Genomic DNA, 17,245 nt, shown 5'->3' with positions numbered 1-17,245 from the left:
CTGTTTTCTTTAGTGTAGAACACTTTATAAGACTGTCTAGTTTAGTGTAACCGATTCAGATTTATTAGTTAACATCATAGGTATGGCAATAAAAAAGATTCCATAGAGAGTATCTACAAGACCTAATCCAAAAAAATTAACACTTTCTACAGTTAATAAAACTGTTACACTAATAAGCGAAAATACATAAATTAATTTTAACCCTTTCAATTCACTAGGCATTCTTTTTAGTGTTGTAAATAATACAAACAATATTGTTAACAATATTAGTGAAAGATTCACCAATCCACCATCTAATAGTGTTTCAATAAAGAAATTATGGAATTGATTAACTTTGACCCCTTGATAATGAGCAATTTGGATTGCTGCATTTGATCCGGAACCTAAGATAATATTATTTGATAAAAAGATATTTATCCCTTGTTGCCAAATATCCAATCTACCACTATCACCAGCATCCGCTCTAATAAAATATTTGTTAATAATATTCACTACTACTTGACTTCTCATAATGAAAAATAAGAGTATTACATTTATAAGAAATATGATATTAGCTTTTAAACTTAATTTAGAAACAAAATATAAAAGTAATAGGAAATAAAAAATTCCTGTCGCTAAAAGTGCACTTCTAGACATTGTTAATAAAAGATTTATATTTATCATTATAAATGAGCATGGAATAAATAATCTTTCTAGTTTATCAGAAACATGCTTGTAATAAACCAGTGCAACATTAGAGAGAAATAGAAACCCACCAAATTGATTTCGATTCCCAAAGAAACTTTTAAAATTCACTTCGTAACTTGAATTGATAGTAACAAGTTGGCTAAAATTACTCCGATTAGCAATGAGATTATAAATACAAGCTATAATAGCCAAGATAATAAATTTTTTTAAAAAAAACATAAAATCTTTTGAATGCAATGTTTCATTTTTTAAACATAAAAAAAATAAAAAGTAACTTAAATACTTAGCTAGCATTGAGGCAATATCCTGAATATTAATGATATCATTAGTAAAATAAATTGCGATGAAATTTAATAAACTAACAAGAATTAGTATCAAAGTAAAAATGAGCCCAATCCTAGGAACAAACCTAATATAGTATATAAAAATGGCATACATCAAAATATAAGCAAATAACATAAGAACTGTTAATACCTTTACGTCATTTATAATTGTTGAATACACTATAGTTGGTATCAACATCGCAAAAATAAATGAAAATAGTAATGATTGAAGCTTATTACTTCGTTTTGATATATTAATTTCGTCTATTTCATGAATCAAAACGATTCCTCCTGAAAAACAATAAGTTTGAAAGTATTTGAGCAGTTCTTGCAATAGCATTTGCATAGGCAAAACCAGCTATTGAAAATTGAGAAGATAGAGCCACAGCCAAAACTGTAAATGTTATCATATAAATAAAATTTGAAATTAATAAAACATTTGTAGATAATCGCGTTAAAATTAATGGCTTCATCATAGAAGAAATAATTGAACCTGCTGTAACAATTGATATTGGTATCAGTAAAGTTTTTGCAGTTGAAAAATTTTCTGGATATAAGATAAGTAACCCAAGGCAAGAAGAGATATAACTTAAGCCTACTAAAGCTATTACAATGATTAGCAATATAAATTTTTGTCTATTGGTAAGATTTATATTCTTAGAACTTAAAGTATCAGTGCGACTTAATTTTACTAGTAACCAATTTGATAACGGATTAATCAGCAAAGAAAGTAATTTTGACATTGAAGAGACACTATAATAAAGTCCAATAGCTGTAAAGCCAACTAAGGGTATAATGATAAAACGATCAAGATAAACAGATAAATTAAGAAAGACTGATGATAAGGATAAATTTAAATATTGTTTTATAAGATTTTTTTTGCTAAGACTACTTGTACGGACAAAATCGCTACCTTTACTATAAAAATAGTAAAAAACTAAACTAAACGTTTCACCTATACCAAGTATAAGTAATGGATAATCTCTAAATATCTTCAAAAAGAACATACAAAATAATATACAAAACAGATATAGAATGGAACCACCGAATAATGCTCTATAATTTTCTATAGATCGAAGTAAAGTCGTATAATAAAATCTAATACAAGATATGATTAATATAAAAGAGAAAAGAAAAAATTCTAATGTATTGAAATCACTACTTTTTGAAACAATATAAGCAATAATAACTGCTCCAAATAAGGAACATATAAATAAAAATTTTTTTAAAAAAATATCTAGCTCATTAGTTATTGACACTAAATTAATAATACGTGTATTTCCTAAATCTTCACCTACTACAGTTGCAAATATGTTCATGATTGTTAATGACAATACAACTATCGAAAACTCCTTTTCAGAAAGTACTTTAGATAATGAAGGCATTAAAAGTATCTGTTGTGAAAATATATAAAGTGCAAATCCACCTACATTAAAGATTAAGTTAATAATATCTTTGCTATACTTTTTCACGACTTATCTCCTAGCAAAGTATCTATTAGGTCAATTAATTTTAGATAAGTGGTTTTTCTATCAAATAATGTTTCAGCCATTTTTCGTTGATTATCACCAAAAATCTTCAACATTTCGGGATTATCATATAAATACTTGATATTTTCGGCTAATTGTCTAACATCTCCAGCATTTGAACTAACACCAGCATTATACGAGGTTAGCAGAGAAATATATTCATCTGAATTCTGTGTATTAACCACTGCTCTACCTGCTTTGGCATAATCCGCATGTTTATTAATAATGCTTTGAGCCGCTCCTTTAACAATTGGATTTACTAAAATATCCACATTTTGTAATTCTTGAACCATCGTGTCATAATCTAAACGACCATAAAAAATAGCATTAACTTGTAATTCTTTAGCAAGTTCTTTGAAAGAAGATGCCTGAGGACCATCTCCATAAATATGAAATGTCAAATCAATACCATAATTATCTCTTAAATATTTAAGAGAGCGTATAACTAATGGTATATCATAGCTATGTCCTAGTGTACCAGCATAAGCAAGTACATAATTTGAAAAAGAATCTTTACTTCGATACTCGCTATAATTCGTATTGATATCTGTACCTATATACAAAGTATGAGCTCTAGACTGCTTATTTCTAAAATTATCAACTAAATTTGAATAAGTCTCTGAAACAGTCACTACTGCATCAGCATTCTTATAAATATATGAAGCTTGAGCTTTCATTGGAAGAAAAATAAAGTTAAGGAATTTCAATCTTTTGGGAAGAACCATTTCAAATGCTTGTGGCCATAAATCTAAAACATCAATGACAACTTTTATATTATTTTTTTTCGCAAAAGAAATTATTTCTCTTCCTAATCCCAATGGAGGGACAAAGAGATAAATAACATCTGGTTTTTTTCGACATTTTAGATACTTTAGCACATTTTTTTGGAAAATATAATGTGAATATAATCTCTTGAAACTTACATTTTTTATATAGCCAGGCTCATCTAGCAAAGTAATTTTCAAATTTTGACTATTTATATCATCAATAATTCGATGATTTTTATTTGTATGATAAAACGTAGAAGTAATTAACTCAACGTTCTGATAGTTATTTTTAAATAAGTCTAAAATACTATTATACCTACTACTCGATTTTTCTTGAAAAAAATGCCAATAGTTAGAAATGATTAGTATATCTTGCATAGATAAATTCCTTATATAATTTAATTGTAGTTATTGGTCCAAATATTCCAGCAAAAATCATTCCTAGAATAATAATAACAGGATTTAGACCAAAAAAAGTTAACAAAACTCGCGTTAGTAACATAAACGGCCAGTGAAACAAATAAATCCAAAATGAGTTTATAGAAATGAAAGCCGCTAAATCTGATTTAAATTCAAAAATATTTCCTAGTAAATAAAGTGTTAAAATGATTGCTATCGCAAGAAAAATTCTTACTAATTTAATTTCATAAAAAGGATAAAGTAAGGCTGATAATATAACAACAACTAAAGAGATAAGTATAATCTTGTGAAGATTGGTATTTGAAAATTTATCCCTATAATGAAAAATTATTATCCCTAAAAAGAAAAATAATAGATTAAAAGTAAAATCTGAGATAGTTAAAAAATAAATTTTAGGGCTCATAGCTGCAATAAAAAGTAGAAAAAAAGAGGTAGGTAGCCACAATTTTTTATTAATAATGATTTTCCAAAAATGGTATAATGCATATACTAAAAACAAACAAAACATAAACCATGTATGCCCCCATACATTTTCTCGTGGGGTTAAAAACATCACCAGTAGCTTTGTGAAATTTAAAGAAATTCTATCATTAACTATCGACCCTAAAATAAGTTTAGGAAGTATAAATAGCAAATTAAATAGTAGATAAGGTAATAACAAACGATTTACCTTATTTTTAATAAAAGGTACGAACTGATATTTTTTTGAACTCTTCGTAAAGAGATAACCTGAAATAAAGAAAAATAGAGGCATGTGAAATAAATAAATCCAATCTTTAGATAAAACATGCCAAAAATAAAAACCATTTGGAAAACCATTGAGAGAATGTCCTAAGATTACTAACAACGGACCGATGACTTGTAAAAAACTAATCGATTTTATCTTATTATGCTGTGTCATTTATTATTAGCTTCCTTATTTCATTATCAATATTTATACCACTACTTAGATTCTGATTTAATCTATTATAATAACCTTCGCCAGGATAATGAAGAATAGCATTATTCTTTAAAGGCTGACGTTTTAAATTTTCAAGATAGCTATCCATTTCAACATAAAAATTACCACTAAATAAAATTTTAGGATTTATTGAAATAAAGACTTGCCCAACATCCATTGAACCCTTTCTATCTTCACCATAGAATTTTCCAACATTATTTTGGTATGAAGATCCAGTCAGTAATCCTGATAATATATCAAATAGAATTGCTAAATTAAATCCTTTAAAGCCTGCTAATGGAAGAATACTACCTTTTATAGCTTCAATTGGATTAGTTGTAGGGTTTCCTTCAACATCAATTGCCCAATCATTTGGAATACTTTCATTATTTAACCTTGCTATATTAATTTTGGATTTTGCAACCTTAGATGATGACATATCTAATAAAAATGGAATCATAGTATTAGCAGGAATTCCTACTGAAAATGGATTAGTTCCAACAATAGGTTTTATACCACCTATTGGTGCGATTGCAGCTGGACTATTTGTAAATGTAATTCCTATCATATTTTTTTTAACTGCTCTATTTGCATAATATGATGCTGCACCATATGTGTTAGCATTATTTGCTAATACTACACCAATACCTTCCGTTTCAGAAATTTCAATCGCCTTATCTATAGCATATGTCGCAGAAATACATCCAATCATATTGTTACAATCTAACTTATATATCACACTAGACAACTTTTTAAATGAAAGAGAGTTATTTAACTCAAACTGCTTACTATTAATTTTATTTATATGTGCTTTTAAAGTCATTAGAGAATGAGTATAAATTCCTGCAAAACTTACTTCACAAATATAATCTGCAAAAAACTTAGCATCTCTTGACGATAAGGATAAGTTAGACATACGCTCCTTTATTAATGAATGGAGTGTATCATAACTTATTGAAGATTCATTTAGCATTTAAAATCCTTTCAATAGAGGCAAAAATTTCGTTAGCAACTACGTCGTAATCTCTTTCTCTCAAATTTTTATAGTATTCTTTAATTTTGTCAACTTCTACTTTGAAACCAGTTTGAATATTACTTTGACCGTGGCGATTCATTACTTCATTAAAGAAAGCACGTGATAAAATAACTTGTTTTGATTCTAAAATTTTATGCATCTCAATAATTAAGTTTGATTTCAGTGTTCCGGTATCTAGTGCAGCTATCCCACCAAATCCATATGGAATTTTGGATTTACTTATTTTTTGTGTAATTTTTTTCACTGTCCCATCGCAAAGAAGCTCAAACATAAACTTTTTTTTATACGATAAACTTAGATCATTTAATCCAATATGAACATAGCCAATCCCTTTTAAGTTTAAAATCTCATCAAGACAATCAACAGCTTCTCTTGTTTCAACTAGTAACATCGTTTTAACTCGATTATTTACAATATTTAAAAATTCGGCAACTTCTTCCACAGTCTTGAAAAAAGGCAACATAATAATGTCAGCACCCGCTTCGATTACACTGTTAATTTCATCATAACTTCCTTTAAACATAGGATTTATTCTCACTAATAATTCAGATTTTTTAATGCTTTTCTTAATTGGCTCGATATCTAAAATTGAATGATCTGATTTCACAGTATCCATATTTTTTTGTCGTTCTTCTTTGCCATTTTTTTCCAAATCTATAAATATATAATCAACTATTCCATCTATGGCTTTAGCTGTATATAAATCATTTGTGATATACAAGAAATTCATTTATTTAGTCTCTTTCGTATTAACATTATCTTTCATCAAAACTACATTTCTAATTGTCATAAAAAATATTTTAATATCCAATAAAAAGCTTAAATTTTCGACATAATAACGATCAAGCTCAAAACGCCTTGACCAATCTACTGTTTTACGACCATGTATTTGAGCCCAACCCGTTACTCCAGGTCTCACTTTAAATCTTGTTTTTTCATTTTCGCTGTATTCATCAATACTTTTAGGATGATAGGTTAATACTGGTCTAGGGCCAATTAAAGACATTTCACCTTTTAAAATATTTAAAAATTGTGGTAACTCATCTATACTAGTTGCTCTAATAATTTTACCAATTTTAGTAACCCTTGGATCACCCGCATAAGAATATTGTCCGCTACCTACTTTTTCTGCTCCCATAGTCATTGATCTAAATTTATAAATATCAAAAACTTTACCATTTAAGCCAATTCTTTTTTGATGAAATAATACTGTTCCTCGTGAATCAACCTTAATCAAAAAAGATACTAAAACAAATAATGGGGAAAGAATTATAAGGCCTAATAAAGAAACAAAGATATCAATGATTCTTTTAAAAAATATATACATTTTTACTCCTTTTACCACTTTTAATGTTAGTCTTGTTTAGCATAAGTGATTAATTTTTGTTTTAAAACATCATTATCTAAATGATCTAATTCAGAAATAAAAGACATAACTTCATCCTTTTCTTTTACTTCTACTTTGCCGACAAAGATTTTTTCAAAAATTTGATCACTAACTCTTTCTTCGGTAGATAGAAGTTCTTCATATAATTTTTCGCCTGGTCTAATACCAGCTTCGACAATCTGAATGTCCTTCTCAGTATAACCACTCAATTTAATCATCTTCTTGGCTAACTCGAGAATTTGAACAGGTTCTCCCATGTCAAGAACAAAAATCTCACCACCTTTAGCCAAATGACCTGCTTGAATAACTAAGCGACTTGCTTCAGGAATGGTCATGAAGTAACGCGTCATCCGAAAATCTGTGACAGTAATAGGTCCTCCTTTAGCAATCTGTTCTTTAAATAGTGGAACAACAGAACCACGACTTCCTAAAACATTACCAAAACGAACACCTGCAAATTGCGTCCTTCCTGGTTCATTCAAACTTGTAACAATCATTTCTGCTACTCGTTTTGTAGCCCCCATAACATTTGGTGGATTAACTGCCTTATCAGTTGAGACCATAATAAATTTGCCAACGTTTGCATTTTTGGCAGCTTCAGCAACATTTTTAGTTCCTAAAATATTATTTTTAACAGCTTCTTTGGGATTGTATTCCATCAAAGGAACATGTTTATGAGCCGCCGCATGATAAACGATATCAGGGCTATAAGTAGCCATAATATCGAAAATTAATTCTCGATCTTGAATATCAGCAATCAATGGAACAATTTCAATTTCACCATTGTATATCCCTGTCAACTCACGATTAATGAGATAAATCGAATTCTCACCATGTCCTAGGAGTAATAGCTTTTCTGGAGAAAATTTAGCAACCTGTCGACAAATTTCGGAACCTATCGACCCACCAGCACCTGTCACTAAAACTGTTTTTCCAGTAAAATATTGATTCAGACTTGATTGGTCCAATACCACTTCTTTTCGACCTAAAAGATCAGCAATATCTATTTCTTTTAAGGTTTTGGAACAAATATTACCTAAAATGGTATCTTCGACTAGGGGCATATCTACTAGTTTAACATTCAAACCATGTGTTAAATCTAGAATCTTTTCCCTTTCAGAGCCATTCAATGATGGAATTGCCAAAACAATTTGTTCAACTTCAAAATTTTTAACAATTCTTGCTAAATCATTACGGTTACCTAAAACTTTTAAGCCGTTAATAATTGTATTTTGTTTATATAAATCATCATCTATAACACCTACACAGTTGATATCTGTCTGATTATTATGAACCATTTCGATAAACATTCGACCAGCTCTTCCACCACCATATACTAAAGTTTTAACGTATTGTTTTGAAGGTTTTCGCTTTTGAAGGCGTTCATCATTAAGTATTCTCCACAAAATTCGAGGCAAAAAAACAAAAACGGATGAGAAAACAAAGGACAAAAATGAAAACCGATAGAGTAAAATATCTAGTGATATGATATGTGCAAGGCCGAACAGAGCAATGTGCGCAAAGAGCAATGATGTTGTAATATTGACTAAGGTCTTATAATCAGTATAGCGGGTCAAGACTGAAAACAACCGAAATTGTAGGCTAAAGATTAAATAGATAACACTAATAATTAAGAATACTATTGTATGAGACTTAGTAAACATTAGTTGTATTTCTTGCAAAATCCAAAATGTAAAAACTGTACTCAACAAAATCATGACTAAATCTGTTCCAATAAGTAATAAACGTTTTATATTTCTATTGATTCTACTTAATTGGTGACTTATTTTCTTCAAAATCTCCATTTTACTCCCCACAACACAGATTCCTTAAGGATAAATTCTTATATCCCATCAACTCAGCGAAATCCTCGTGATTTCACTTTAGATTTGCTCGTTTGCCTCTCTTTTCCATAATTCCCATATGAACCATAAGCCCCATAGCTGCCGTATGATCCATAGCTATCTTTAGTTAAGTCAACTTTGTTTAAGATGACACCGAGGAATAGTGTGCCACTCTGCGTTAATTGTTCAACAGCCTTTTGAATAAAGCGTCGCTTAATAGAGCCATTTTCAACGACTAACAAGCTAGCATCACACTGGTTGGCAATAATAGCTGCATCAATGACAAAACCAATTGGTGGTGAGTCAACAATGATAAAATCAAAAACTTCGCGAGCTTTTTTTAGAAGTTGATCAAAATAACGATTTTGAAGCAAAGATGTTGGGTTTGGTGACATTTGTCCAGATGGAATAACCAGTAAATTTTCAATATCTGTTTTACAAAAGACTTCATTGAGTCTAACATTACCAGTCAAGTAGCTTGTTAAGCCTTCATACTTTTCACGAGCAATAAAGGTACCAGTCATGACAGAATTTCGAATATCTGCATCAATTAACAGTGTTTTAAATCCTGCATTTGCAAAAGAAACTGCCAAACTGGTTGATGTTGTTGATTTTCCTTCATTGGGTTGAACTGATGAAACAACAATCGTTTTAAGGTCACTACCAGAAAATTGGATATTCGTCCGAATTGAGTTGAAGTACTCTTCTGTCTTAGATATTTCAATCTTACGCTTACTATTTAATTCTAACTTAACCATTTATCTGCATTCTCCTTATAAACGTTTCGAATCTGGTACAATACCAAGCAATGTCATTTTTAACTGATCTTCAATATCTTCTGGACTCTTAACACGATCATCTAAAACTTCGATGAGTAAAATAGATATGGTACTTAGTATTAAACCAACAGCAAATCCCAGCAAAAGATTAAGTTTTGTATTTGGTGTTGCAGGTGATTTAGCAGGCTTTGCAGCTTCAATGGTAGTCACGTCTTGGACATTCGTCACTTCTTTGATTTTTACTGAAGCAACTTCACGTAGTGCGTTAGCAAGGTCGCTGGCTTCATTAGCGTTTTCGTCCATCACGTTAATCGAAATAACACGCGTCTCAGTTGGAATATTTACAGACATTTTTCCAGCTAGTTCTGACGGAGAAATGGTCAACCCTTCTCTTTCAATCACTTGACTCAAGACATCTTGTGAACCAATGATTTCCTTGTAGTCATTGACAAGATAACCACCAGCTTGAATATCTTGAACTGTTAGATTTTCAGTACCTGATGACTGATTTACAACATAAAGACGAGTCGTTGATTTGTACTCAGGTGTAATGACAAAGACACTGACCAATAATCCAATAGTTGCTCCAATTAAAGCAACCAGTAAAATCAAGAACTTACGATTCCATAATTTTTTCAATAATTGTAAAACATCAATTTCTAAAGTTGAATTTTGCATTTTTTCTCCTGGGTCTTAGTGACCAATTATTATTTTTGGGTTGTCATAAAATAGTTTTTGGGCTATAGCAGTACCTTTTTTATCCGCAACAACTTGGTAAGCTTCTGCCATGAAAGGTGGCCTACTATGTAGATTATGCATGTCACTAGCAATACAATCAATCAGGTCATTCTCAAGGAAATAGCGTCCTCTTTTTTTAAAGAGTTTTTCCTGATCACCGAATAGTTTAGGCTTGAGGACATGATTACTGTTAACTTGCGTATAGCAGCCCATGTTTTGTAAATCAATTACCCTCTCTTTATTAAAGGCTAAGGCATTATAACGTTCAATATGAGCGATTACTGGCGTCAATCCTAATCTTAAAACTGTTGATACTGCTTGAAGCATTCCTCGCCATGGTGTTGACATACTAAATTCTAATAACAGGAATGGTTGGTTATTGTAAGTAGGCACTAACTGATTTTCCAATTTTTCAATTAAATCGCTAGTATAGTACAATTCTCCACCATACAAAAGTTCTAAGTCAGGATAAACTTGTTCAGCTTCTTCTTTTAAAAGTAAGAACTGCTTTTCGATAGTAGCCTCCGGTGTTTCAAACATGCCTTTTCGACGATGAGAGGTTGCGACAATTGTAGTAACACCTTGACCATAACTCTCACCAAGCAGTGATAGGCTCTCTTCAAGACTTTTCGGACCGTCATCGACGTCAAAGATAATATGTGAGTGTAAATCAATCACTCTATTTTCCCTCCATAACTTCTTGAATAGCTGTTTTAGCAACTGAAACGCTTGTATCATCCAAGGAATACATATAAAGCTGAGAATTCGGCATGGCATACGATGGTAATTCACCTGTTGAACCTTTTCCGGTTACATCTTGTGAGTTGACCATAATATGTCCACCGTTGGCAATCTGCCTATTGGCTAGATTCATAATAGTTTCTACTGGCATATTTGTCTGAACAGAATTGCTCAAGCCATTAACAATACTTGAGAAACTAGTAATAGATTTAAATGTTGTCATTTTATCAATGATAGCCGCAATAACCTTTTGTTGATTCTTACCACGATCATTATCCCCACCTTCTAATTGTTTCCTTTCTCTAGCAAAAACCAAAGCTTTCTTAGAATCTAAAGAAATTCTACCGACTGGAAAATCAAAGCCATTACTTGTAAATGCTTGATCATTAATGACTTCAATACCACCCAGTAAATCTATAAGGTTCATAAAGGAAGTAAAGTTAATACGCGCATAATAATCAATTTCAATGTCATACAAGTTTTCGAGTGTTTTTTCAGATGTTTCAACACCATAAATACCTGCATGTGTTAACTTATCGTATTGATTTGCTCCACCATCAGGGATTTTGACATAAGAATCACGAGGCGTTGTTGTCAAAAGCACTTTTTTCGTCTTAAAATTGATGGTCATGATAATATTAACATCAGATCTTGAAACATTATTTATCGGACCGTATGTATCAATACCACTGACATAAAGATTCAGAACATCTTCATTTTTAGGTTTAAGTTGTTTTTCAGCTTCTTTTCGTACAGTATAAGTATAGAGCGTTCTGACATTATCTCTAAAAGAGTCATTCTCCTGCTCTAATAATGAGACATAGGCACTGTTCATAACCATTGCCTTGTTGGTATCCCCTTTAATAGCAGCGTAAGCTGACTGATAAGAATCAACTTTTTGCACAGATGGTTCAATGCCTTTATCCATCTTGATTTGCTTTAATAAAGCTTCAACATTACTTTTATCACTAGTGGTTGGAGCCTCTAATGTCGTAACATCCGAAAGATTCTTAATAGCACTATCTTTATGAACAACTACTGACATGTCAACTTGCGAATAAAAAGAAGATTCATTTATTCTTTTTGTTGCATCAAGTGTGGTTTTTGTAAGGTATAAAAATGCCCCAGTTAACAATGAAAAGACAACAAGTAAAACCGCAATGGTCTTTAGCAATTTTTTGCTTAACACAAAAAAAGTCGCTACAGCTAATATCAGTACAAAAGCTATAACCATCAGCCAATTGAGACCTTTAACATTTAAAACATGGTGTGACATGACAAGATAGGTTGTTAGGGTAGCTATGATCGTAAACACGGCAATCAAAAAGCCACCTGCCACCTGCCAATATCTTTTTTTTGTTTGTGTGCCGCGTTTTTTTGAGCGATGATGTTTAGACATGAAACGTTTCTCCAAATTTTACTGTTACATATTATACTATATTTCAATAGATTAAACAATTTCAATAAAACCATCTCTGTACCAGATCAATTCTAATTGTTAATCTTTTATTATATATTATTGACAGTGACTAATCATGTGATTAGCTATTAATATTTTTTCTTTTAAATGATTTTTTATTCCATTGTTAACTTTTGAACAATGGCTTTAGCTACTTTTTCTGGAATACCTAATGCTTTAAATTCTTCTTGACTGGCTTCTTTTATCTTTGTCATTGATTTAAAATGTTTTAATAAGATTTGTTTTCGTTTTGGTCCCAATCCTTCGATACCATCTAATTTAGAGCTAAATGAGTTCTTACTGCGTACTTGACGGTGAAAAGTAATGGCAAAGCGGTGCACTTCATCTTGAATGCGGTGAAGCAGGAAAAATTCTTCAGAATTCCGCGGTAAATCAATAACTTCTAATGGATCACCAAACAAGAGCTCCTGTGTTTGGTGTTTGTCATTCTTTTGCAAACCAGCAACAGGAATCGGCATGTTTAGTTCATTTTTAAGCACATCCTTTGCGATATTGACTTGCCCTTGCCCACCATCAATGATAATCAAATCTGGTGCTGGAAGATTTTCCTTTTTCACACGCTCATACCGCCGTCTGATCACTTCTCGCATACTAGCGTAGTCATCAGGACCTTCGACAGTCTTAATCTTGTACTTACGGTACTCTTTTTTGTTGGGTTTGCCATTTTCAAAGACAACCATGGCTGACACCGGGCTTGTTCCCATGATATTGGAGTTATCAAAGGCTTCGATACGCACTGGTGTCCCAATACCCATGAGCTGACCCAAATTTTCAATGGCACCTTGAGTCTTTTTGAGATCTTTTTCTAAAAGGTTGAACTTCTGTTCTAAACTAACACGGGCATTTTTAATAGCCAAATTAACCAGCTGTTTTTTCTCCCCACGTTGAGGTTTGGTAACCTTACTTGGAACAATTGCCTTGACTAACTCCTCATCAATATCGGACGGGATAAAGACTTCTTTGGGCAAGATGTGCTTGGTCTCTTGGTAAAATTGCCCCATATAGGTTAAGAAGTCTTCTTCAGGTTCGTTGTAATATGGGAAGAGATTGACATCTCGTTGGATAAGTTTCCCCTGACGGACAAAAAAGACCTGGACACACATCCATCCTTTTTCAGTATAGTAACCAAAGATATCACGATCTTGCATGTCCTGACTCATGACTCTTTGTTTGGTTCTAAGTGTTTGGATGGCCGTTAACAAATCTCGGTATTCTGCTGCTTTTTCAAATTCCATGCGGTCTGAAAATGTCTTCATTTTGCTCTGCATGTCTTTGACCATCTTGTCATCATGACCATTTAGAAAATTCTTGACGTCGTTAATCAGTCCATCCCAGTAAGACTTATCCGTATGACAGACGGTATGAGCATTGCATTGACCGATGTGATAATAGAAACACACCTTATTGGCAGAATTGGTACACTTCTTAAAAGGAAACATCCGATCTAAGAGACGTTTTATATCATTGGCCGCATAAACGTCGGGATAAGGACCGAAATAGAGGCCGCCGTCCTTCTTGTTGACCTGACGTGTGATGATGAGGCGGGGATAGGTTTCGTTGGTGATTTTAATAAATGGGTAAGATTTATCGTCTTTGAGCCTGATGTTATACTTGGGCATGTTCTCTTGGATAAGGTTAATTTCAAGTAAGAGGGCTTCGATATTGGAATCGGTAACGATAAATTCGAAATCAGCGATTTCTGAGACCAGCATTTCTGTCTTGGTATCGTGACTGCCTCGAAAATATGACCGCACACGATTTCTAAGATTTTTAGCCTTTCCGACGTAGATAATGTTGCCTGTTTTGTCTTTGTGGAGATAGCAACCCGGACTGTTTGGCAGCAACTCCAACTTGTTTTTAATCAGTTGATTCATAGCTTTATTATATCAAAAAAAGGGTTTCTTTTTGGATAGAAAATCTTGTTTACTTGGTTCTATAAATGAAAAAAGACAGATTTTATATTTCTGTCCTTTTTGTCATGCTAACAATATCTTACGAATACCATCATAGTCGTGAACGGTATAGTTTGGTTCCAATCCACTGTTATTGACTTGCTTTTTAGGATTATACCACATGGTAGCGATGCCTGCGTTGTAGCCACCCTGGATATCCGCTGTCAAGCTATCACCAATCATTAAAGCTTTTTCTTTGCTAAAACCTTCAATATTGGCACCAATCCAATCGTAATAAGCTGCATCTGGCTTAGCTGTTCCAGACTGCTCTGAAATAAAGATGTGTTTAAAAAGTGGGCTGATACTAGAACGTGCCATCCGTCCTTCTTGAATAGCTGTGATACCGTTGGTAGCTCCATAAATCTCATACCCTGCTGCAATCAAATCTTCTAAGAGTTCATGAGCACCAAGATAGGTCTGCCCCTGTTGGCCAAGGTGTTTTTCATAAAGTATGCCCATAGCTTCCCCATCAACCTGATGGTCAAAATGGTCAAATAATAGAGCAAAACGTGTTTTGACTAGTTCTGGCTTAGTTATTTTTTTAGCCTCTAAATCACGCCATAATTGTTGATTCATCGGTTTGTAATATGCCTTATAATCTTCAACATCCTCAACGCCAACCTCCAAAAGCATTTCCGTCAAAGCAGCCTCTTCAGCTGCATCAAAATCTAAGAGAGTATGGTCAAGGTCGAAAAGTAGGAATTTGTAATTTGTCATCATATCTCCTTTCGATGTATTATATCATACCCAGTAGTCTAAAGAATATCAAAAAAACCAAGTCGCTGAGCAACTTGGTTTTCCATAACTTAAAAGTTTGTTGTATCTGGGTCTGTTTGAGCTTTGACACCTTCGATAGTGTCTAGCTTAGCGACATCTTCTGCTGATAATTCAAAGTCAAAGATATCAAGGTTTGATTCGATATTTTTTGGTGTTACTGATTTTGGAAGTGGTAGGAAGCCTTTTTGCAAGCTCCAACGTAGGGCAACTTGTGCGACTGATTTACCATTTGCTTCAGCAACTTCTTTAGCGATATCGCTTGAAAAGATGGTACCAGTTCCAAGTGGACTGTATGCTTCTAAGAGGATGTCATTCGCTTCACAGAATGATACAAGATCTTCTTGTGGGCAACCTGGTGCTAAGAGCACTTGGTTAACCTGTGGTTTGATCTCTGCAGTTTCAAGAAGAGCTTCAATGTGATGTTGCATGAAGTTTGACACACCAATAGCACGGACTTTACCTTCTTTGTAGGCTTCTTCCATAGCTTTCCATGCACCGGCATTTCCTTCTTTCCAGTGGTCACGGATTGGTTTTGGATTTGGCCAATGAATCAAGAGAAGGTCAACATAGTCAACACCAAGTTTTTCAAGTGATTCATCAATAGATGCTTTAGCAAGGTCGTAATCGTGTTTGTCATTCCAAACTTTGGTTGTTAAGAAAATATCTTCACGCGCAAGATCGCTATCCGCGATAGCTTTACCAACACTAACTTCATTACCGTAGATTTGTGCCGTATCAACGTGGTTGTATCCTACTTTAAGGGCGTGTGCCACACTGTTGTAAGCTTCTTCACCGTCAGGAATTTGCCATGTCCCAAATCCGATTTTAGGGATTTGAACGCCATTAGAAAGTGTATAGTTTTCCATATAATCCTCCTTGATGACTAAATATCATCTTTTTATTAACAATTCTACAAGAGTAGCTAGCTCTGACTAGACTTCTCCTTTTGTCTGATGTCATAATAGACATCTGTTCGTTCGCTATCCGATAAGCCTTGTTTTTCCAATTCTGCCAAGTGGCGATGGATTTTTATTTTTTCAATCAGATAGCGATGGGTTTCTTGAAGTTCTGCAATTTGTTTTTCCAGCTCAGTTTGTGTTTTTTCGAGCAACTCAGTTGAAAGAGCATGATTGTGGAACTCTGCTAAAATACGTCGGATATCCTCTAAAGACATCCCAACACGTCGGTAATGCGCGATAGCCTTTAGACGATCAATACTAACATCATCAAATTGACGAAAACCTCTTGCATTTCTCGGAATCTCAACCATTCCTTCTTTTTCATAAAAACGAATAGCATGCGCTGAAATTCCTATCATTTCTGATATATCTTTGATAGTAGGCATTGAAAAATCCTCCATCTTTATTGTACCAAGTTAGACTAACTCTAAGTCAAGAAAAAAGCTAGTTTTATCTAAAAAAATGCTAGCTTTATAAATACCCGTTTCAATTGACCTTCGACTTGGTCTAAGTGATATAATGTAAGCATTAACAAATAGGAGGTCACTCAATGAAAACAATTGATATTGTCAATGGACCAAACGATGCTGCTGCGGTTATCTTAGGCTGTATGCGTATGCCTGCCTTGTCAGTCGATGATGCCGCTAAGATGATTGAAACATCTATGGAACAAGGGATTAACTTCTTTGATCAGGCGACCGCATACGGTAATGGGGAAGCTGAAACTCGCTTTGGAGATGCTTTTGAAAAAACTAGCCTCAAACGTGACGAAGTTATTTTACAATCAAAAGTTGGTCTAGAATTTTACCGTAACGAGTTTGATTGGACAAAAGAAAATATCATCACAAACGTCGAAAATAGTCTCCGTCGTTTGAAAACTGATTAT

17 protein-coding genes are annotated in these 17,245 nt (G+C 33.0%); 1 reads left to right on the top strand and 16 read right to left on the bottom strand.

Going from position 1 to position 17,245, the window contains the following annotated elements; translation table 11 throughout:
• Positions 1-36: 36 nt before the first annotated feature.
• The 16 genes from ACMZ6U_RS03040 to ACMZ6U_RS02965 form a co-directional block, all read right to left on the bottom strand.
• Positions 37-1,290: an O-antigen ligase family protein gene (locus ACMZ6U_RS03040; RefSeq protein ID WP_416106164.1), complete on the bottom strand. Its 1,254-nt coding sequence runs from the start codon at positions 1,288-1,290 to the stop codon at positions 37-39.
• Positions 1,280-2,482, bottom strand: coding sequence for a lipopolysaccharide biosynthesis protein (locus ACMZ6U_RS03035; RefSeq protein WP_416106163.1), 1,203 nt, complete (start codon positions 2,480-2,482; stop codon positions 1,280-1,282). The genes ACMZ6U_RS03040 and ACMZ6U_RS03035 overlap by 11 nt, the downstream gene beginning before the upstream one ends.
• Positions 2,479-3,684 carry a glycosyltransferase family 4 protein gene (locus ACMZ6U_RS03030; RefSeq protein ID WP_416106162.1) on the bottom strand — a complete coding sequence of 402 codons (1,206 nt, stop codon included), beginning with the start codon at positions 3,682-3,684 and terminating at the stop codon, positions 2,479-2,481. Before ACMZ6U_RS03030 ends, ACMZ6U_RS03035 begins: the two co-directional genes overlap by 4 nt.
• Positions 3,659-4,627 (bottom strand): acyltransferase family protein, encoded by a 969-nt coding sequence (locus ACMZ6U_RS03025; protein WP_416106161.1) that lies wholly within the window; start codon positions 4,625-4,627, stop codon positions 3,659-3,661. Before ACMZ6U_RS03025 ends, ACMZ6U_RS03030 begins: the two co-directional genes overlap by 26 nt.
• Entirely contained in the window at positions 4,614-5,639 is a 1,026-nt protein-coding gene (locus tag ACMZ6U_RS03020) for an Ldh family oxidoreductase (protein ID WP_416106160.1), read from the bottom strand. Before ACMZ6U_RS03020 ends, ACMZ6U_RS03025 begins: the two co-directional genes overlap by 14 nt.
• Positions 5,629-6,432, bottom strand: coding sequence for an aldolase/citrate lyase family protein (locus ACMZ6U_RS03015; protein WP_416106159.1), 804 nt, complete (start codon positions 6,430-6,432; stop codon positions 5,629-5,631). Before ACMZ6U_RS03015 ends, ACMZ6U_RS03020 begins: the two co-directional genes overlap by 11 nt.
• Positions 6,433-7,029 (bottom strand): sugar transferase, encoded by a 597-nt coding sequence (locus ACMZ6U_RS03010; protein WP_416106158.1) that lies wholly within the window; start codon positions 7,027-7,029, stop codon positions 6,433-6,435.
• 26 nt (positions 7,030-7,055) lie between these two features.
• Complete coding sequence (locus ACMZ6U_RS03005) at positions 7,056-8,894, bottom strand: polysaccharide biosynthesis protein (RefSeq protein WP_416106157.1); 1,839 nt, start codon at positions 8,892-8,894, stop codon at positions 7,056-7,058.
• A 53-nt stretch (positions 8,895-8,947) separates the two neighbouring features.
• The gene (locus ACMZ6U_RS03000) at positions 8,948-9,691 is read right to left on the bottom strand and encodes a tyrosine-protein kinase (RefSeq protein WP_416106156.1); all 744 of its coding nucleotides are present in this window, start codon (positions 9,689-9,691) and stop codon (positions 8,948-8,950) included.
• Between the two features lie 15 nt (positions 9,692-9,706).
• A complete protein-coding gene (locus ACMZ6U_RS02995; RefSeq protein WP_416106155.1) occupies positions 9,707-10,390 on the bottom strand; it encodes a Wzz/FepE/Etk N-terminal domain-containing protein in 684 nt (227 codons plus the stop codon).
• A gap of 15 nt (positions 10,391-10,405) precedes the next feature.
• Positions 10,406-11,128: a CpsB/CapC family capsule biosynthesis tyrosine phosphatase gene (locus tag ACMZ6U_RS02990; RefSeq protein ID WP_416106154.1), complete on the bottom strand. Its 723-nt coding sequence runs from the start codon at positions 11,126-11,128 to the stop codon at positions 10,406-10,408.
• A gap of 1 nt (position 11,129) precedes the next feature.
• Positions 11,130-12,590 (bottom strand): LCP family protein, encoded by a 1,461-nt coding sequence (locus tag ACMZ6U_RS02985; protein WP_416106153.1) that lies wholly within the window; start codon positions 12,588-12,590, stop codon positions 11,130-11,132.
• A 176-nt stretch (positions 12,591-12,766) separates the two neighbouring features.
• Complete coding sequence (gene uvrC / locus ACMZ6U_RS02980; protein ID WP_416106152.1) at positions 12,767-14,545, bottom strand: excinuclease ABC subunit UvrC; 1,779 nt, start codon at positions 14,543-14,545, stop codon at positions 12,767-12,769.
• Positions 14,546-14,647: 102 nt separating this feature from the next.
• Positions 14,648-15,340, bottom strand: coding sequence for a YjjG family noncanonical pyrimidine nucleotidase (locus ACMZ6U_RS02975; protein ID WP_416106151.1), 693 nt, complete (start codon positions 15,338-15,340; stop codon positions 14,648-14,650).
• An 89-nt stretch (positions 15,341-15,429) separates the two neighbouring features.
• Positions 15,430-16,266, bottom strand: coding sequence for an aldo/keto reductase (locus ACMZ6U_RS02970; protein WP_416106150.1), 837 nt, complete (start codon positions 16,264-16,266; stop codon positions 15,430-15,432).
• Positions 16,267-16,322: 56 nt separating this feature from the next.
• The gene (locus ACMZ6U_RS02965) at positions 16,323-16,745 is read right to left on the bottom strand and encodes a MerR family transcriptional regulator (protein WP_416106149.1); all 423 of its coding nucleotides are present in this window, start codon (positions 16,743-16,745) and stop codon (positions 16,323-16,325) included.
• 164 nt (positions 16,746-16,909) lie between these two features.
• On the opposite strand from ACMZ6U_RS02965, the gene ACMZ6U_RS02960 reads away from it, so the two are divergent.
• On the top strand, positions 16,910-17,245 hold a 336-nt coding region (locus ACMZ6U_RS02960; RefSeq protein WP_416106148.1), incomplete at its 3' end, for an aldo/keto reductase.

Origin of the sequence: Streptococcus pluranimalium (assembly GCF_047785745.1) — a bacterium.
GTDB lineage: Bacteria > Bacillota > Bacilli > Lactobacillales > Streptococcaceae > Streptococcus > Streptococcus pluranimalium_B.
Note: the sequence above shows the minus strand (reverse complement) of the source record. Positions and strands in the feature narration are given on the sequence as shown.